Origin of the sequence: Streptomyces sp. CC228A (genome assembly GCF_021390935.1) — a bacterium.
Lineage (GTDB): Bacteria > Actinomycetota > Actinomycetes > Streptomycetales > Streptomycetaceae > Streptomyces.
Genome location: NZ_JAJPUI010000002.1, coordinates 548,490 through 566,487, shown reverse-complemented (window position 1 = coordinate 566,487; position 17,998 = coordinate 548,490). Strand labels below are relative to the sequence as shown.

At 71.6% G+C, this 17,998-nt stretch carries 15 protein-coding genes, 1 pseudogene and 1 riboswitch; of the genes and pseudogenes, 8 read left to right on the top strand and 8 right to left on the bottom strand.

Features of this window, described 5'->3' with window-relative positions; genetic code table 11:
* Window positions 1-84: 84 nt before the first annotated feature.
* Window positions 85-738, top strand: a complete 654-nt coding sequence (def, locus tag L6E17_RS07865; protein WP_236240035.1) for a peptide deformylase — start codon at window positions 85-87, stop codon at window positions 736-738.
* 82 nt (window positions 739-820) lie between these two features.
* Here the strand turns inward: def and L6E17_RS07860 are convergent, their stop codons facing one another.
* The 3 genes from L6E17_RS07860 to L6E17_RS07850 form a co-directional block, all read right to left on the bottom strand.
* Window positions 821-1,843 carry a ribonucleotide-diphosphate reductase subunit beta gene (locus tag L6E17_RS07860; protein WP_236240034.1) on the bottom strand — a complete coding sequence of 341 codons (1,023 nt, stop codon included), beginning with the start codon at window positions 1,841-1,843 and terminating at the stop codon, window positions 821-823.
* On the bottom strand, window positions 1,834-4,197 hold the full coding sequence (locus tag L6E17_RS07855; protein ID WP_236240033.1) for a ribonucleoside-diphosphate reductase subunit alpha: 2,364 nt from the start codon (window positions 4,195-4,197) through the stop codon (window positions 1,834-1,836). Before L6E17_RS07855 ends, L6E17_RS07860 begins: the two co-directional genes overlap by 10 nt.
* Before the next feature lie 134 nt (window positions 4,198-4,331).
* A riboswitch (cobalamin riboswitch) is annotated at window positions 4,332-4,502 on the bottom strand.
* Window positions 4,503-4,506: 4 nt separating this feature from the next.
* Window positions 4,507-5,004, bottom strand: a complete 498-nt coding sequence (locus L6E17_RS07850) for a GNAT family N-acetyltransferase (protein ID WP_236240032.1) — start codon at window positions 5,002-5,004, stop codon at window positions 4,507-4,509.
* Window positions 5,005-5,182: 178 nt separating this feature from the next.
* Here L6E17_RS07850 and L6E17_RS07845 point away from each other — a divergent pair, with 178 nt between their 5' ends.
* On the top strand, window positions 5,183-5,305 hold the full coding sequence (locus L6E17_RS07845) for a type II toxin-antitoxin system PemK/MazF family toxin (protein ID WP_236240031.1): 123 nt from the start codon (window positions 5,183-5,185) through the stop codon (window positions 5,303-5,305).
* An 87-nt stretch (window positions 5,306-5,392) separates the two neighbouring features.
* On the opposite strand, the gene mctP is transcribed toward L6E17_RS07845, so the two are convergent.
* The 3 genes from mctP to L6E17_RS07830 form a co-directional block, all read right to left on the bottom strand.
* Window positions 5,393-6,997 (bottom strand): monocarboxylate uptake permease MctP, encoded by a 1,605-nt coding sequence (gene mctP / locus L6E17_RS07840; RefSeq protein WP_236240030.1) that lies wholly within the window; start codon window positions 6,995-6,997, stop codon window positions 5,393-5,395.
* Window positions 6,994-7,266 carry a DUF3311 domain-containing protein gene (locus L6E17_RS07835; protein ID WP_236240029.1) on the bottom strand — a complete coding sequence of 91 codons (273 nt, stop codon included), beginning with the start codon at window positions 7,264-7,266 and terminating at the stop codon, window positions 6,994-6,996. The genes mctP and L6E17_RS07835 overlap by 4 nt, the downstream gene beginning before the upstream one ends.
* Before the next feature lie 293 nt (window positions 7,267-7,559).
* The gene (locus L6E17_RS07830; RefSeq protein WP_374109012.1) at window positions 7,560-8,447 is read right to left on the bottom strand and encodes a GntR family transcriptional regulator; all 888 of its coding nucleotides are present in this window, start codon (window positions 8,445-8,447) and stop codon (window positions 7,560-7,562) included.
* 224 nt (window positions 8,448-8,671) lie between these two features.
* Between L6E17_RS07830 and L6E17_RS07825 the strand changes: the two genes are divergently transcribed.
* The 4 genes and pseudogenes from L6E17_RS07825 (at window position 8,672) to L6E17_RS07810 (ending at window position 13,568) form a co-directional block, all read left to right on the top strand.
* On the top strand, window positions 8,672-9,961 hold the full coding sequence (locus tag L6E17_RS07825) for an extracellular solute-binding protein (RefSeq protein WP_236240028.1): 1,290 nt from the start codon (window positions 8,672-8,674) through the stop codon (window positions 9,959-9,961).
* A gap of 163 nt (window positions 9,962-10,124) precedes the next feature.
* Window positions 10,125-11,150 carry a carbohydrate ABC transporter permease gene (locus L6E17_RS07820; protein WP_236240027.1) on the top strand — a complete coding sequence of 342 codons (1,026 nt, stop codon included), beginning with the start codon at window positions 10,125-10,127 and terminating at the stop codon, window positions 11,148-11,150.
* A gap of 44 nt (window positions 11,151-11,194) precedes the next feature.
* The gene (locus tag L6E17_RS07815) at window positions 11,195-12,028 is read left to right on the top strand and encodes a carbohydrate ABC transporter permease (protein WP_268984985.1); all 834 of its coding nucleotides are present in this window, start codon (window positions 11,195-11,197) and stop codon (window positions 12,026-12,028) included.
* A gap of 8 nt (window positions 12,029-12,036) precedes the next feature.
* A pseudogene (locus tag L6E17_RS07810) lies at window positions 12,037-13,568 on the top strand (glycoside hydrolase family 3 protein).
* Window positions 13,569-13,642: 74 nt separating this feature from the next.
* Here the strand turns inward: L6E17_RS07810 and nagB are convergent.
* Window positions 13,643-14,428 carry a glucosamine-6-phosphate deaminase gene (nagB, locus tag L6E17_RS07805; protein WP_236240026.1) on the bottom strand — a complete coding sequence of 262 codons (786 nt, stop codon included), beginning with the start codon at window positions 14,426-14,428 and terminating at the stop codon, window positions 13,643-13,645.
* Between the two features lie 128 nt (window positions 14,429-14,556).
* On the opposite strand from nagB, the gene L6E17_RS07800 reads away from it, so the two are divergent.
* Complete coding sequence (locus tag L6E17_RS07800; protein WP_236240025.1) at window positions 14,557-15,603, top strand: SIS domain-containing protein; 1,047 nt, start codon at window positions 14,557-14,559, stop codon at window positions 15,601-15,603.
* Window positions 15,604-16,041: 438 nt separating this feature from the next.
* Window positions 16,042-17,511, top strand: coding sequence for a sensor histidine kinase (locus tag L6E17_RS07795; protein ID WP_236240024.1), 1,470 nt, complete (start codon window positions 16,042-16,044; stop codon window positions 17,509-17,511).
* A 115-nt stretch (window positions 17,512-17,626) separates the two neighbouring features.
* On the opposite strand, the gene L6E17_RS07790 is transcribed toward L6E17_RS07795, so the two are convergent.
* Window positions 17,627-17,884 (bottom strand): WhiB family transcriptional regulator, encoded by a 258-nt coding sequence (locus L6E17_RS07790; protein WP_071269594.1) that lies wholly within the window; start codon window positions 17,882-17,884, stop codon window positions 17,627-17,629.
* Between the last annotated feature and the right edge of the window lie 114 nt (window positions 17,885-17,998).

Below are 17,998 nucleotides of genomic sequence, written 5' to 3'. Positions count from 1 at the left end.
CCGCCGCCGCAGCTCGCCGCCGCCCCGTACTCTGTACGGGCAGAAAAACCCGGTGACTGACGACGGAAGGCTCGGACGACCGACATGGCTCAGCAGGAGACCGATCAGCAGGGCGGCAGCAGCACCCTGCCCGTGGACGACGAGGGGTACGTCGTCGACACCGAGGACTGCGAGGAGCGTGAGCGGGCGCACCGCGAGCGCGGCACGTCCCGCCCCATCACCGTGGTCGGCAACCCCGTGCTCCACAAGGAGTGCAAGGACGTCACCGAGTTCGACGACGCGCTGGCGCAGCTCGTCGACGACATGTTCGCCAGCCAGCGCACCGCCGAGGGCGTGGGCCTGGCCGCCAACCAGATCGGCGTCGACCTGAAGGTCTTCGTCTACGACTGCCCCGACGACGAGGGCGTGCGGCACGTGGGCGTCGTCTGCAACCCCCGGCTGGTCGAGCTGCCCCCGGAGCGCCGGGTCCTCGACGACTCCAACGAGGGCTGCCTGTCCGTCCCGACGGCGTACGCCTCGCTGGCCCGCCCCGACTACGCCGAGGTCACCGGCCAGGACGTCAAGGGCAACCCGATCAAGGTGCGCGGCACGGGCTACTTCGCCCGCTGCCTCCAGCACGAGACGGACCACCTCTACGGCTACCTCTACATCGACCGCCTGTCGAAGCGGGACCGCAAGGACGCGCTGAAGCAGATGGCGGAGGGCACGCCCCGCTACCCGGTCGTGTCGAACGGCTGAGCCGCCCGCCTGCGCCCGACGCGGGAAGGTCCCCGCTCGCCGTGCTTGCGAGCGGGGCCCTCCGCATGTCCGGACGTGCCGGTCAGAAGTCCTCGTCCAGGTCCACCGAGCCCTCCACGGCCACCTGGTAGGCGGACGGGCGGCGCTCGAAGAAGTTGGTGAGCTCCTGCACGCCCTGGAGCTCCATGAACGCGAACGGGTTCTCCGAGCCGTACACGGGGGCGAAGCCGAGGCGCTGGAGGCGCTGGTCGGCGACGCACTCCAGGTACTGGCGCATCGACGCGGTGTTCATGCCGGGCAGGCCGTCGCCGCACAGGTCGCGGGCGAACTGCAGCTCCGCCTCCACGGCCTCCTTCAGCATGTCGGTGACCTGCTGCCCGAGCGCGTCGTCGAACAGCTCCGGCTCCTCCTTGCGGACCGTGTCGACCACCTCGAACGCGAAGCTCATGTGCATGGTCTCGTCACGGAACACCCAGTTCGTGCCGGTCGCCAGGCCGTGCAGCAGGCCCCGGCTGCGGAACCAGTACACGTAGGCGAAGGCGCCGTAGAAGAACAGCCCCTCGATGCACGCGGCGAAGCAGATCAGGTTCAGCAGGAAGCGGCGGCGGTCGGCCTTGGTCTCCAGCCGGTCCAGCTTCTCCACCGAGTCCATCCACCGGAAGCAGAACTGCGCCTTCTCGCGGATCGACGGGATGTTCTCCACCGCGTCGAACGCCGCCGCGCGCTCGTCCGGATCGGGCAGGTAGGTGTCCAGGAGCGTCAGGTAGAACTGGACGTGGACGGCTTCCTCGAACAGCTGGCGCGAGAGGTACAGGCGCGCCTCGGGCGAGTTGATGTGCTTGTACAGCGTCAGCACCAGGTTGTTCGCCACGATCGAGTCGCCCGTCGCGAAGAACGCGACGAGGCGGCCGATGAGGTGCTGCTCGCCCGGCGTCAGCTTCGCCAGGTCGGCGACGTCGGAGTGGAGGTCGACCTCCTCGACGGTCCAGGTGTTCTTGATGGCGTCCCGGTAGCGCTCGTAGAAGTCCGGGTAGCGCATGGGGCGCAGGGTCAGCTCGAAGCCCGGGTCGAGCAGGTTCCGGGTGCGTTCTGTGGTCACTGGCATGCCTCGCAGGACTCGGGGTTCTCAAGGGAGCAGGCGACGGCGTCGGGGTCGGCGGGGGCCTGCTGCACGGGGATCGGGGTGGCGGACGCGGCGCGGGCGATGCGGGTCGCCGGACGCGAGCGCAGGTAGTACGTCGTCTTCAGGCCCTGCTTCCAGGCGTACGCGTACATCGACGACAGCTTGCCGATGGTCGGCGTCTCCATGAACAGGTTCAGCGACTGCGACTGGTCCAGGAACGGTGTGCGGGCGGCCGCCATGTCGATGAGGCCGCGCTGCGGGATCTCCCACGCGGTGCGGTACAGCGCCCGGATGTCGGCGGGCACCCAGGTGAAGCCCTGCACGGAGCCGTTGGCCTCGCGCAGCGCCTCGCGGGTCTGCGCGTCCCACACGCCGAGCTTCTTCAGGTCGTTCACCAGGTACGAGTTCACCTGGAGGAACTCGCCGGACAGCGTCTCGCGCTTGAACAGGTTGGACACCTGCGGCTCGATGCACTCGTACACGCCGGCGATGGAGGCGATCGTCGCGGTGGGGGCGATGGCCAGCAGCAGCGAGTTGCGCATGCCGGTGGCGGCGATGCGCTCGCGCAGCGCCGCCCACCGCTCCGGCCAGGAGAACTCGACGCCGTAGTGGTCGGGGTGCAGCACACCGCGGGCGGTGCGGGTCCTGTCCCAGGCGGGCAGCGGGCCGTGCCGCTCGGCGAGGTCGGCGGACGCCTCGTACGCGGCGAGCATGATCCGCTCGGCGATCCGGGTCGACAGGGCGCGGGCCTCGGCGGAGTCGAAGGGCAGCCGCAGCTGGAAGAAGACGTCCTGGAGGCCCATGGCGCCCAGGCCCACCGGGCGCCAGCGGGAGTTGGAGCGGGCGGCTTCCCCGGTCGGGTAGAAGTTGATGTCGACGACCCGGTCCAGGAAGGTGACGGCGGTGCGGACGGTCTCGTCCAGCCGCTTCCAGTCCATGTCCCCGTCCGCCACGAAGGCGCCCAGGTTCACGGAGCCGAGGTTGCACACGGCGGTCTCGCCGTCGTCGGTGACCTCCAGGATCTCCGTGCACAGGTTCGAGGAGTGGACGGTGTGGCCGGGCTCCGCGGTCTGGTTGGCGGTGCGGTTGGCGGCGTCCTTGAAGGTCATCCAGCCGTTACCGGTCTGCGCGAGGGTGCGCATCATGCGGCCGTACAGGTCGCGGGCCGGGATCGTCCTGCGGGCCAGGCCCCTGGCCTCGGCCGCTCGGTAGGCGGCGTCGAACTCCTCGCCCCACAGGTCGACCAGCTCGGGCACGTCCGACGGGGAGAACAGCGACCACTCGGCGTCGTCGTTGACGCGGCGCATGAACTCGTCGGGGATCCAGTGCGCCAGGTTCAGGTTGTGGGTGCGCCGGGCGTCCTCGCCGGTGTTGTCGCGCAGCTCCAGGAACTCCTCGATGTCCGCGTGCCAGGTCTCCAGGTAGACGGCGGCGGCGCCCTTGCGGCGGCCGCCCTGGTTGACCGCGGCGACCGAGGCGTCGAGGGTCTTCAGGAACGGCACGATCCCGTTGGAGTGGCCGTTGGTGCCGCGGATCAGCGAACCGCGGGCGCGGATGCGGGAGTACGACAGGCCGATGCCGCCGGCGTGCTTCGACAGCCGGGCCACCTGGTGGTAGCGGTCGTAGATCGAGTCGAGCTCGTCCCGCGGGGAGTCCAGCAGGTAGCAGGACGACATCTGCGGGTGGCGGGTGCCGGAGTTGAACAGCGTGGGGGAGGAGGGCAGGTAGTCGAGCCGGCTCATCAGCCCGTACAGCGCGCAGACCTCCTCCAGCGCGCGGGCGGACTCGTCCTCGGCCAGCCCGCACGCCACGCGCAGCATGAACTGCTGCGGGGTCTCGACGACCTTGCGGGTGATCGGGTGGCGCAGCAGGTAGCGGGAGTACAGCGTGCGCAGCCCGAAGTAGCCGAAGCGGTCGTCGCCCTCCGGGTCGACCGCCGCGTCCAGCCGCTCGCCGTGGAGCCGTACGAAGTCGGCGGTGCGGTCGGCGACGAGCCCCTCGCGGTGGCCGACGGCGACGGACGCGGTGAAGGACACCGCGCCCTGGCCCGCGGCCTCCTCGGCGATGGTGCGGGCCAGCAGCCGGGCGGCGAGCCGGGAGTAGGCCGGGTCCTCGGAGATCAGGCCGGCGGCGGCCTCGGTGGCGAGCTCCCGCAGCTCCGCTTCGTCCGATCCGGCGTGGCGGCCGCGCAGCGCGGCGGCGGCGACCCGGCCGGGGTCGGCGTCGGGGAGGTCCGCGGTGAGGTCGGTCAGGGTCCGCAGGAGCGCGGTCCCGGGCGCGTCGGCTTCGGTGGCGGCAGGGGCCGCTGAGGCCGGATCCGCGGGCGCGATGGTCACGTGGGGCTCTCCCTCGCTCGGCTGGGGCGCCGCGGAGCAGGGGAGCGGGCCGCACCTCCCCGGCCCGGGGCGTGCGTGGCCGCGTCCACCGGCCCATTCCGCGAGGCCCGGACGTCTGGGGCACCCGGGCCGGACGGTCCGGGCGCACTGTCGGCAGGTCATCGGACTGCCGGGTGCACGAATGGGCACCCTTCACACCGTTGCGGGACAGTTCCGGATTCGCACCGGATTCCCCTGCGGCGACAGCGAGGATGAGCATACATGTGGGGGGCGCCTGATGCGGCACCCCCCACATGTAGTGGATACGTGTCAGAGAGTCAGCCCGTAGGTGAGCAGCGGCAGGCCCGGGAGCGGCTCCCAGTCCCGGTGCGGTGTCCGGGTGAAGCCCAGCCTCCGGTACAGCCGGTGGGCCGCGGCCGCCTCCGGCACCACGGACAGCACGAGCCGCTCGCACCCCTCCTCGCGGGCCCGGTCGGCGCACGCCCGGACGAGCGCCTCGCCGACGCCGCGGCCCTGGGCGCCGGCCGCCACGGCGAGCACCCGGAACTCGCCCTCGCCGGGCCGCGCGATGTCGGCCCAGGCCCCGCCGGCCGTCGTGAACGTCACCCCGCCGAGCACGGTGCCGTCGGCGTCGGCGGCGACCAGCACCTCGGCCTCGCGGGCCCGCCGCCCGACGTCCCGGAGCACGTCCAGGTAGTCGTCCTCCTCGCCGTAGGCGAGGAGCCCGCCGTCGAGGTAGGCGCGGGCGCTGATCTCACCGACGGTCCCGTACTCGTGCGGCCGGGCGGGCCTGATCGTGAAGTCCATGGGGCCAGTCTGGCCCAGTCGGCCGCGGCCGCGCGTGCCCCTTACCTGTGATGCGATGCGTATGGCCGTGGTGTCATGACTCCGAAGACCATCAGTTTCCGCCCGGACTCGGACACCCGTCGCGCGCCGGAGGGGCTCGCCGCGCTGCGGGACATGACGGCGTCGTACGGGCGCGGTCGTGCTCGTCGAGCAGATGGCGGCCGTCGGTCCCGCGCGGCTCGGCGACTTCGCCGGACGGGTCGAACCGCAGGAGTGGGATGACATCGAGCGTGCGGTCAAGCTGGTCCTGGGCCTGAGCTGACGTCGCGGCCACGCACGCCGGAAGGCCGCCGCGCCGCCCCGTCGCCGGGGGGTGCGGCGGCCCTCGGACCGTCGTGCCGTGCGGGGCTCAGTGGCCGGCGCCCGCCTTCGTGAGGTCCTTGCGCACGTCGGGGTCGCCCGCGTCGGCCGTGTAGTCGGCGGCGGCCGTCTCGTCGACGCCCTCCGGCGCCTTCAGCGCCCGGAACACGAAGGTCATCGCCACGGTGACCACGACGTTCAGCACGAAGGCCGTCAGACCGATGTAGCCGATCTCGCCGATGCCGGGGATCGCCGCGGAGGAGCCGGCGAAGTGCGCCTGCGTCGGGCTCGACACGTTGTACGCGCTCCACGTGCCGTACACCATGCCGACCGCCCAGCCGGCGATCAGCGCCCAGCGGTGGAACCAGCGGGTGAACAGGCCGCCGACCAGCGCGGGGAAGGTCTGGAGGATCCAGATGCCGCCCAGCAGCTGGAAGTTGATGGCGACGGTCTTGTCCATGGTGAGCACGAACGCCAGCGCGCCCACCTTCACCAGCAGCGACACCACCTTCGACACCTGGGTCTCCTGCTCCGGTGTGGCGTCCGGCTTCAGGAAGTCCCGGTAGATGTTGCGGGTGAAGAGGTTCGCGGCGGCGATGGACATGATGGCGGCGGGCACCAGCGCGCCGATGCCGATCGCGGCGAACGCCACGCCCGCGAACCAGTCGGGGAACATGTTCTCGAACAGCTGCGGGATGGCGAGCTGCCCGTTCTGCACCTGGATCCCCGCGGCGATCGCCATGAAGCCCAGCAGCGCCAGCAGACCCAGCATCACCGAGTACAGCGGCAGGATCGTGGTGTTGCGGCGGATCACGTCGCGGCTGCCGGACGACAGGGTCGCCGTGATCGAGTGCGGGTACATGAAGAGCGCCAGCGCCGAGCCCAGCGCCAGTGTGGCGTACGTCCAGTGGCCCGCCTCGCCGGGGATCAGCCCGCCCTTGCCGGACTCGGCGTACTTGTCGGCCGCCGCGCCGAAGACGGCGTCGAACCCGCCCAGCTTGATGGGGATGTAGACGATCGCCACCGCGATGACGAGGTAGATCAGCGCGTCCTTCACGAAGGCGATGAGCGCCGGGGCGCGCAGGCCCGAGGAGTACGTGTAGGCCGCGAGCACACCGAAGGCGATGAGCAGCGGCAGGTCCTTGATGAACCAGTGCGTCGACTCGCCGCCGCCGACGCCCATCACGTCCAGCACCGCCTGGATGCCGACGAGTTGCAGCGCGATGTACGGCATGGTGGCGAGGATGCCGGTGAGGGCCACCGCCAGCGACAGGCCGCGCGAGCCCCAGCGGCCCCGGACGAAGTCGGAGGTGGTCACGTACCCGTGCTTGTGCGACACCGACCAGAGGCGGGGCAGGAACGTGAAGATCAGGGGGTAGACGAGGATCGTGTACGGCACCGCGAAGAAGCCGGCCGCACCGGCCGCGTAGACGGCGGCCGGCACGGCGACGAAGGTGTACGCCGTGTAGAGGTCGCCGCCGAGCAGGAACCACGTGACCCAGGTACCGAACGACCGCCCGCCGAGGCCCCATTCGTCGAGGGTGTTCTCGTTGGCGGCCCTGCGCCAGCGCGCCGCCATGAAGCCCATGACCGTCACGAGCACGAAGAAGAAGACGAAGACGCCCAGGGCGACGACGTTCACACCGTCCTTCACCGCCCGTCACCGCCCTCGCGGAGGGCGGCCCGCGCCCGCTGGTCCCGGTGCCACAGCTTGTAGGCGACCATCGTGAGCGCGGTGGACACGACGACCCACAGCATCTGGTACCAGTAGAAGAACGGGACGCCGGCGACCACCGGCTCCATGCGCGCGTACGACCCCACCCACAGCATCGCCGCGAACGGCGCCGCCAGGCACAGGGCGATCACCACCCGGACGGGGGTGACCACGGGTGGCTCGCCCTGGCGCGGTCTCACTTCTGACATACGGTTGCACACCGTCCCCTCATGATCAGCCGTGCGATGCGGCGAGGGTACGGGGGCGGCCCGCTCCTGGGAAGCCGTCGAGTGATAACGGTGTGACCATACGTGGTTCCGCCGCGGGCCCGGGTGCCCGGTGGGGCGCCCCGGTGCGGCGTCCGCGTGCCGGAGCGGTCACGCGTCCGCGCGAGCGGGCGGGCCGGTCGGTGGTCCGTGCCGGGCCGGCCGGTGGTTCGAGCCGGGGCGGGTCGGTCGTCCGCGCGTGGGGGCCGGTCGGCCGTCGGTGCGTGCCGGACCCGTCAGTCGTCCGCCGGGCGCTTGAGCCGCGCCACGAACTTGTAGCGGTCGCCGCGGTAGACGGACCGCACCCATTCGACCGGCTTGCCCTGGGCGTCCACGGAGTGCCGGGAGAGCATCAGCATCGGCAGGCCCACGTCCGTGCCGAGCAGGCCCGCCTCCCGCGGTGTCGCCAGCGAGGTCTCGATGGTCTCCTCGGCCTCGGCGAGCCGCACGTCGTAGACCTCGGCCAGCGCCGTGTACAGGGAGGTGTACTTGGCCAGGGAGCGCCGCAGGGCCGGGAAGCGCTTGGCCGACAGGTGGGTGGTCTCGATCGCCATCGGTTCGCCGCTGGCCAGCCGCAGCCGCTCGATGCGCAGGACCCGCCCGCCCGGCTGGATGTCGAGCAGCCCGGCGAGGGTGTCGTCGGCGGTGATGTAGCCGATGTCGAGGAGCTGCGAGGTCGGCTCCAGGCCCTGGGCCCGCATGTCCTCGGTGTACGAGGTGAGCTGCAGCGCCTGGGACACCTTGGGCTTGGCCACGAACGTGCCCTTGCCCTGGATGCGTTCGAGGCGGCCCTCGACGACCAGCTCCTGGAGGGCCTGGCGGACGGTGGTCCTGGAGGTGTCGAACTCGGCGGCGAGGGTGCGCTCCGGCGGCACGGGGGTGCCCGGCGGCATCGTCTCGGTCATCTCCAGCAGGTGGCGCTTGAGCCGGTAGTACTTCGGCACGCGCGCCGCGCGGGGCGTCGTGCCGTTCTCCGGCGCGGTCGCGGAAGACGAGGCCGGGCCCTCAGCCGTCCTCTTCTCGGTCTCCGTACCGCCACTGTGCGCGGCCATGGCCTGCCTTCCCGACTCCTGCACTGCTGCCGTCACCGGCTCCTCCGTCTGTCGCGGCTCACATGGTGGCACGGACCGGTCACGGGTCGTCGCCCCTCCTCAGGTGTCGGTCCGATAACGGACCCAACAGCCCTTCTTATACACCCTTGACACCCCTAAAGGTCTAGGCCAAGCTCCGGGTTACTGGTCTAAACCATTAAAGACCGGCCCAGCCCCATCAGCACTACTCGTCATGCGTCGTACGTGTGTCTCCGCGGTGGGTGGGGGGTTGCAGGCATCCCTGAGGAGGGTCTGACGTGAAGCGCAAGCTCATCGCGGCGATCGGCGTCGCGGGCATGATGGTCGGCGCCGTGGCGTGCGGCAAGGACGACGGGGGCAAGGGCGGCTCGGCGGACGCCGGCGGCGACAAGACCCTCACGGTCTGGGTCATGGACGGCTCCGCCCCCGACGCCTGGATCCAGGAAGTCAACAAGGACTTCGAGGCCAAGCACAAGGGTGTCAAGGTCAAGGTCGAGGTCCAGCAGTGGAACGGCATCCAGGAGAAGGTCACCACGGCCCTCTCCGAGGACACCCCGCCGGACGTCCTGGAGCTCGGCAACACGCAGACCGCCGGCTACGCCGTCACGGGCGGCCTCGCCGACCTCACCGAGGACAAGGCGAAGCTCGGCTACGACGGCTGGAACAAGGGCATGCTGGCCTCCAGTGAGCTCGACGGCAAGCTGTACTCCGCCCCCTGGTACGCCGCCAGCCGCGTGGTCATCTACGACAAGGCCCTCTTCGCCAAGGCCGGCGTGACCCCGCCGAAGACCCGTGACGAGTGGATCGCCGGCCTGAAGAAGATCAAGGAGTCGGACCCCGGCGTCCAGCCGATCTACCTCCCCGGCCAGAGCTGGTACGTCTTCGCCGGCTTCCTGTGGGACGAGGGCGGCGACCTCGCCGTCAAGGACGGCGACAAGTGGAAGGGCACCCTCTCCACCCCCGAGGCCGCCGCCGCCGTGAACTTCTACAAGGAGCTCCAGTCGTACTCGACCGCTCCGCAGGACAAGGACGAGGCCACCCCGCAGCAGTCCACCGACATCGTCCCCAAGGGCGGCGTCGCGTCCTGGATCGGCCTCGGCTGGGAGGCCGGCGGCGCCATCGAGGCGCTGAAGAAGGCCGGCAAGACCGCTGACTTCGGCTACTTCCCGATCCCGGGCAAGACCGCCGACAAGCCCGGCTCCGTCTTCTTCGGCGGCTCCAACCTCGCCATCGCCGAGCGCTCCCCGAACAAGGACCTCGCCAAGGAGTGGCTGGCCCTCGCCGCCGGCAAGGAGCACATGGCCACGTACGCCGAGGCCACCGGCGGCGCCCTGCTCCCGAACAACGACGCCGCCCAGTTCACGCCCGAGGCGGGCTCCTTCGCCGAGGCCATGGCCCAGGCCGCGTCCGTCGGCAGGATCACCCCGGTCACGCCGGGCTGGGCCAACGTCGAGACCGCGCCCAACCCGATCAAGGACTACATGACCAAGGTCCTGAAGGGCGAGGACCCGAAGAAGGCCGGCGAGGAAGCCGACAAGGTGATCACCGAGCGGATCAACCAGCAGTAACACCACCCCGGCACCCGGGGGCGCGGCCGACCCCGATCCGGCCGCGCCCCCGGGCCGCAGCAGTGACCGCCCGGCCCGGCGGCCCCGCCGACGTCGACGGCGGCCGCCGGCCAGGGCCGTACCCGTCGGGCACGGGAGCCCCAGAACCGCGAGGAAGAAGACCATGACCGTGGACTCCCAGGGGGCGGCGACCACCGCCCCTCAGGACGCGCCCGGGAGGGCGGCGCAGACCCAGGGCGGGACGCCGCCACCGCCCGCGGACCCCAAGGACGTCCGGCAGCCTTCCCGCGGCAGGCGCTCCCTGCCCACCGGACTGCTGCCGTACCTGCTGATCGCCCCGGCCGTCCTGGCCATGGCCGTCCTGCTGGTCTATCCGCTCGTCCGGAACGTGATCCTCTCCTTCCAGCAGGTCAACCGGAAGGAACTGATCACCCGGCAGCCGGAGTGGATCGGCTTCGAGAACTACACCGAGCTGCTCGGCGACCCGGACTTCTGGACCGTCGTCGTCCGCAGCCTCGTCTTCACCGCGGCCAACGTGGTCCTGATCATGGGCATCGGCACCCTGATCGGCCTCCTGCTGAACCGGCTCGGCAAGAAGATGCGGCTGGTGCTGTCCCTGGCCCTGATGCTGGCCTGGGCCATGCCGATCGTCGCCTCCGTCACCGTCTTCCGCTGGCTCTTCGACGAGCAGTTCGGCGTCGTCAACTGGCTGATGCGGACGCTCGGCTTCGCCGGCTACGAGCAGCACAACTGGTTCGAGACCGGCTTCTCCACCCTCACCATCGTCACCGCCCTGGTGGTCTGGGGCTCCATCCCGTTCGTCGCGCTCAACATGTACGCCGGCCTGACCACCGTCGGCACCGAGCTGTACGAGGCCGCCAGGATGGACGGCGCGAACGGCTGGCGCACCTTCTGGTCCGTGGTCTTCCCGAACCTGAAGCCGTTCTTCCTGATCACCACGTTCCTGGAGATCATCTGGGTCTTCAAGGCGTTCGCGCAGGTCTACGCCATGAACCTGGGCGGCCCCGACCGCGGCTCCGAGACCCTCCCCGTGTACGCGTACATCGAGGGCCAGGGCCAGGCCCACTACGGCCTCGCCGCGGCCATCTCCGTGCTCACCATCGTGATGCTGATCGCCGCCATGTCCTTCTACTTCCGTCTGATCCTGAAGCAGGAGGAGGAGCAGTGACCACCGCCACCAGCACCCCCGCCGCCGGCGCCCCCGCCCAGAAGCTGCGCCGCAAGCCGGTGCGCCCCGGGACCGTCCTCGCCAACGTGACGGCCCTCGCCCTCGCCGCGCTCTTCGCCTTCCCCGTGTACTGGATGTTCAGCTCCTCGCTGAAGCCCCAGTCGGAGATCCTCACCAAGGACCCGGTCTTCCTCTTCACCCCGACGTTCGAGAACTACCCCACCGCGACCGGCGTGGACCTGTTCTGGACGTACGTGGTCAACAGCCTCACCGTCACCGTCGGCGCGGTGCTGCTCGCCCTCGTCGTCGCGCTCGCCGCGAGCTTCGCCGTCGCCCGCATGAGGTTCCGCGGGCGCAAGGGGCTCGTCCTCGCAGTCATGATGGCCCAGATGGCCCCCTGGGAGGTCATGGTCATCGTGATGTACATGATCGCCCGCGACGGCGACATGCTGAACAGCATCCCGCTGCTGACCGCCGTCTACTTCGTCATGGTGCTGCCCTTCACCATCTGGACCCTGCGCGGCTTCATCGCCGCCGTCCCGGTGGAGCTGGAGGAGGCCGCCCAGATCGACGGCTGCACCCGCGGCCAGGCGTTCCGCAAGGTGATCTTCCCGCTGCTGGCGCCCGGCCTCATGTCGACCTCGCTCTTCGGCTTCATCACCGCCTGGAACGAGTTCGCCATGGTGCTGATCCTGAACAAGGACAAGGAGGCGCAGACGCTTCCCCTCTGGCTGACCCAGTTCCAGACCGCCTTCGGCAACGACTGGGGCGCCACCATGGCCGCCTCCACGCTCTTCGCGCTGCCGGTCCTCATCGTCTTCCTCTTCCTCCAGCGACGCGCCGTCGGCGGCATGACCGCCGGCGCAGTGAAGGGATGAACGCGTCCATGACCGCACCCGCACGCGGCGCCACCGACACCCTCACCCGCGACGCCCTCACCGTCCTCCAGCCCGGCTTCACCGGCACCACGCCGCCCGACTGGCTGCTGCGCCGGGTCGGCGAGGGCCTCGCCTCCGTCGGACTCTTCGGCCGCAACATCACCTCCCCCGAGCAGCTCGCCGCGCTCACCGCCCGGCTGCGGGCCGAGCGCGACGACCTCCTCGTCGCCATCGACGAGGAGGGCGGCGACGTCACCCGCCTGGAGGTCCGCGAGGGCTCCTCGTTCCCTGGGAACCTCGCCCTCGGCACCGTCGACGACCCCGCCCTCACCCGCGCCGTCGCCCACGAGCTGGGCCGCCGGCTCGCCGCCTGCGGCGTCGACTTCAACTGGGCGCCCTCCGCCGACGTCAACTCCGACCCGGACAACCCCGTGATCGGCGTCCGGTCCTTCGGCGCCGACCCCGAGCTGGCCGCGCGGCACACCGTGGCGTACGTCGAGGGCCTCCAGGCCGCCGGCGTCGTCGCGTGCGTCAAGCACTTCCCCGGGCACGGCGACACGAACGTGGACTCGCACCTCGCGACCCCCCGGATCGATGTGGACCTGGACACACTGCACGCCCGTGAGCTGGTGCCTTTCCGCGCCGCCATCGCCGCGGGTTCCAAATCGGTGATGAGCGCGCATATCCTGCTGCCCGCGCTCGACCCCGACCGCCCCGCCACCCTCAGCCCGCGGATCCTCACCGGACTGCTGCGCCGGGAGCTGGGCTTCGACGGCCTCATCGTCACGGACGGCATGGAGATGCAGGCCATCTCCGGCACGTACGGGATCGAGCGCGGCTCCGTCCTCGCGATCGCGGCGGGCGCCGACGCCCTGTGCGTCGGCGGCGGCCTCGCCGACGAGGAGACCGTACTGCGCCTGCGCGACGCGCTGGTGGCCGCGGTACGGAGCGGTGACCTGCCCGAGGAGCGACTGGCCGACGCGGCCGCGCGCGTGCGCGAGCTGGCGTCCTGGACCAGGGCGCACCGGGTGAGGGGGCGCAGACGGGGCCGGGCGCGGCGGTGCAGGAGGGGACCGCGCCCGGTACCGACATCGGACTCGTGGCGGCGCGGCGGGCCCTCAGGGTGACGCCGGGGGAGAAGCCGTACGAGCCGGCCGGGCCGGGAGCCGGTGCGCCGTACGTGGCGTCCTTCGCCCCGGTCGCGAACATCGCCGTCGGCGACGAGACCCCGTGGGGCCTCGCCGGCGAGCTGGAGCGGCTGCTGCCGGGCACCCTGACGGGGACGTACGGCCCGGCGGCGGCAGCGGAGGACGTGCTGCGGGCGGCGGGGGAGCGCCGGATCGTGGCCGTCGTGCGCGACGCGCACCGTCACGCCTGGATGAGGGAGGCGCTGGACGGGCTGCTCGCCGCCCGCCCCGACACGGTCGTGGTGGAGATGGGCCTGAACCAGGCTCCGCCGCGCGGGGCGCTGCACATCGCGACGCACGGGGCGGCGCGGGTGTGCGGCACGGCGGCGGCGGAGGTCATCGCCGGCCGCTGAGCGCGCACGACAGCACGGGAGCCGGGCACCTGGGGTGCCCGGCTCCCGTGCGTCGCGGTGTCGTGGCGCCCGCTCTACAGCCCCTGCCAGGACGGCTTGCCGGCGTAGGCGTGGCGGAAGTAGCCGGCGAGCTTCAGCTTCGACGCGGCGGGCTCGTCGACGACGACCGTGGCATGCGGGTGCAGCTGGAGCGCGGACGCGGGCACCAGCGCGGACACCGGGCCCTCCACGGTCTGCGCGACGGCCTCCGCCTTGCCCTCCCCGGTGGCCAGCAGCACCAGGTGGCGGGCCTCCAGGATGGTGCCGATGCCCTGGGTGATGACGTGGTGGGGGACCTGCGCGATGTCCCCGTCGAAGAACCGGGCGTTGTCGATCCGGGTCTGCTCGGTGAGCGTCTTGATGCGGGTGCGCGAGGCGAGCGACGAGCAGGGCTCGTTGAAGCCGATGTGCCCGTCGGTGCCGATGCCGAGGATCTGGAGGTCCACGCCGCCGGCCTCGGCCAGCGCCCGGTCGTACGCGTGGCACGCCGCCTGCACGTCCGCCGCGGAGCCGTCGGGCCCCATGAAGGCGTCCGGGGCGAGCCCCAGGGGTTCCACGACCTGGCGCAGCACGGTGGAGCGGTACGACTCGGGGTGCCCGGCCGGCAGCCCGACGTACTCGTCCAGCTGGGCTATCCGGGCACGGGAGACGTCGACCGCGCCGGAGCGGACCCGGGCGGTGAGGGCGTCGTAGATGGGCAGCGGGGTCGAGCCGGTGGCCACGCCGAGCAGGGCGTCGGGCTTGCGGCGCAGGAGGTCCGCGATGGCTCCCGCGATGAGTTCGCCGCCTGCCGTGGCGTCCGGGACGATGACAACTTCCACGCTGGGCCTGCCGATCTGGAGAGTGGTGGTGGTCGGTCGGTCGCTCTGGTGGTATAGACCAATCTGGGGACCAATCTAGCAGAGCGTGCGGTTGGCGGACCCGGGTCATCACTGGTCGACTGGGACCCATGAACGAGGAACGGGGCCGCATGATGGCCGCCGAGATCGCGGAGCAGCCCGCGGCGCTCCGCCGCATCCTGGACCGGGCCGCACCGGAGATCCGCGCGACGGCCCGGCGCATCGCCGAGCGGCGGCCGCGCTTCGTGCTGCTGACCGCCCGGGGCACCTCCGACAACGCCGCCCTGTACGCGAAGTACCTGCTGGAGATCCGGGCCGGCCTGCCCTGCGGGCTGTCGTCCATGTCGACCACCACCGCGTACGGCGCGAGGCAGGACCTGACGGACGTGCTGGTGATCACGGTCAGCCAGTCCGGCGGCTCCCCCGACCTGGTCGCGTCCACGCAGGCGGCGCGGGAGGCCGGGGCGATCACCCTGTCCGTGACCAACAACCCGGACTCGCCCCTCGCGGCGGTCACCGAGCACCACATCGACATCCTGGCGGGACCCGAGCGGGCCCTGCCGGCGACGAAGACCTACACGTCGTCGCTGCTCGCCCTGTACCTCCTCGTCGAGGGACTGCGGGGCGGCGACGGCGCGGACGCGCAGGCCCTGCCGGAGCTGGCCGCCCGGATCCTGGCGCGCAGGGAGGAGGTCCGCACGCTCGCCGCCCGCTACCGCTTCGCCCAGCGGATGGTGCTCACCTCCCGCGGCTACGGCTACCCGACGGCGAAGGAGGCCGCGCTGAAGCTGATGGAGACCAGCTACATCCCGGCCCTGTCGTACTCCGGCGCGGACCTGCTGCACGGCCCCCTCGCCATGGTCGACAACGTGTCCCCGGTCATCGCGGTGGTGGCGGCGGGTCGCGGCGGTGAGGCCCTGCAGCCCGTCCTGGACCGGCTGCGGGCCCGCGGGGCCGACCTCTTCGTGGTCGGCCCGCAGGCCCAGGTGCGCGAGGCGTCGGCGGGTTTCGTGCTCCCCGTGGACGGGCTGCCGGAGGAGCTCCAGCCGATCCTGGAGATCCTGCCCCTCCAGATGCTCGCGTACGAGATCACCCTCGCCCGGGGCCAGGACCCGGACGCTCCCCGGGCCCTGGCCAAGGTGACGGAGACCCGCTGAGGCGGAGGACCGGGGGGCGGGGACCCGCTGAGACGGGGCGCTGGGCGCGCCGGGCGCCGTCGGGGCGGGGCCGCTGAGCGTGCCGGCGGCAGGCCCCGGGGCGCAGCGGCCGACGCGGTCGGGCCCGGAAAGACCCGCGGGCCGCGGCGCCGGTGCGGGACCCTCAACCCGCATTCGGCACCGCAGCCCGGAGTTGCTCCGGCCGTCGGGTGTGCGGTCCCACGGCCGTGGTGAGGAACCGGTCAGTCAGGGCAGAGAGCCCGGTCCCTCGGTCCACCCTCCTGTGCGGGGAGGATGGAGGTCTTCTGTTCTACCGGACATTGTGGACTAGACCACTGAGGGCTGTCCATCCGTCCGCGCCCGTCCCGGTCCATCCTCCACCAAGGACCGGCAAAGCACCAGGTTCCCGCACCCGGGTACGCTCGCAGCGTGCCGTCCATGAACGATCTCGTACGCCAGCACACCGCCCTCAGCGAGTCCGACCTCGAGTGGCTCCACCTGCTGGTGTCGGAGTGGCAGCTGCTCTCCGACCTCTCCTTCGCCGACCTGGTGCTGTGGGTGCCCACCCGGGACGGCACGCGGTACGTCTCCGTCGCCCAGATGCGCCCCAACACCGGGCCCACGTCCTACCAGGACGACATGGTCGGCCACCTGGTGCCGCGCGGCCGCCGCCCGCTGCTGGACGCCGCCCTGGACGAAGGCCGCATCGTACGCGAAGGCGACCCGGAGTGGCGCGAGGAGGTTCCCGTACGGGTGGAGTCCATCCCCGTACGCCGCGAGGGCCGCGTCCTCGGCGTGATCGCCCGCAACACCAACCTGCTCACCGTCCGCACCCCCTCCCGGCTGGAGCTCACCTACCTCCAGTCCGCCTCCGACCTCGCCCAGATGATCGCCATGGGGTCCTTCCCGTTCCCGCAGGAGCAGGTCGACATGGACGCCTCGCCGCGCGCCGGCGACGGCCTGATCAGGCTGGACGCGGACGGCGTCGTCCAGTACGCGTCACCGAACGCCCTGTCCGCCTACCACCGCCTCGGCCTCGCGGCCGACCTCGTCGGGCAGCACCTGGGGCAGACCACCGCCGAGCTCGCGCCCTCCCGCGGCCCCGTCGACGAGGCCCTCGTCAAACTGGCCAGCGGCTATGCCCCCCGGGAGACGGAGGTCGAGGGCAACGGCGGCGTCATCCAGCTCCGGGTCATCCCGCTGGCGCCCAAGGGCACCCGCATCGGCTCCCTCGTGCTGCTCCGCGACGTCACGGAACTGCGCCGCCGCGAACGGGAGTTGATCACCAAGGACGCCACCATCCGGGAGATCCACCACCGGGTGAAGAACAACCTCCAGACGGTGGCCGCGCTGCTGCGCCTCCAGGCCCGGCGCATGGACTCCGAGCGCGGCCGGGAGGCCCTCAACGAGGCCGTGCGGCGCGTCGGCTCCATCGCCATCGTCCACGAGACGCTCTCCCAGAACCTGGACGAGCGCGTCGAGTTCGACGACATCGCCGACCGCGTCATCTCGATGGTGGCGGAGATCTCACCCGGCAAGGTCACCTGCCGGCGCGCCGGCCGCTTCGGCATCCTGGACGCCGAGGTGGCCACGCCGCTGTCGATGGTGCTCACCGAGATCCTGCAGAACGCCCTGGAGCACGCCTTCGCGCCGGGCGAGCACGGCACGGTCGACGTCACGGCGGTGCGCGGGGACAGCCGCCTCCCGGGCGCCCGGCTGCTCATCACCGTCCAGGACGACGGCCGGGGCCTGCCCGAGGGCTTCGACCCGCAGCGCGCGGGCAACCTGGGCCTGCAGATCGTCCGGACCCTGGTGGAAGGGGAGTTGGGCGGGAGCTTCGACATGCGCCCGGTCCCCGAGGGCGGCACCCGCGTGGTGCTCGACGTGCCCGTGCGGCCCCAGCGGTGAGGCGCGCGGGCAGGCGGTGACAGCAGCGAGCCCCGGACCGTTTCGTCGCGGTCCGGGGCTCGAATGCTGTGGGTTACTGCTGCGCGCTGCTGTTCGGGAGGCGCGGTGGCGGTGCTCAGGCGCTCGCGTTGCGGGCCCGGTTGCGGGCGGCGCGGCGCTTCATCGCGCGGCGCTCGTCCTCGCTGAGGCCACCCCAGACGCCGGAGTCCTGACCGGTCTCAAGCGCCCACTGCAGGCACTGCTCCATCACGGGGCAGCGTCGGCAGACGGCCTTGGCTTCCTCGATCTGCAGCAGCGCAGGACCGGTGTTGCCGATGGGGAAGAACAGCTCGGGGTCTTCCTCACGACAAACGGCGTTGTGACGCCAGTCCATGGCTGCTACCTCTCCTTGGTGTTGCATGCAAGTTGCTTGTGAATGTGAACGCTTTCACGAATCCCCCCGCAAGGGAAGGGCCGACATCCCAGAAGTGACTGGGAGTGGGTCCTG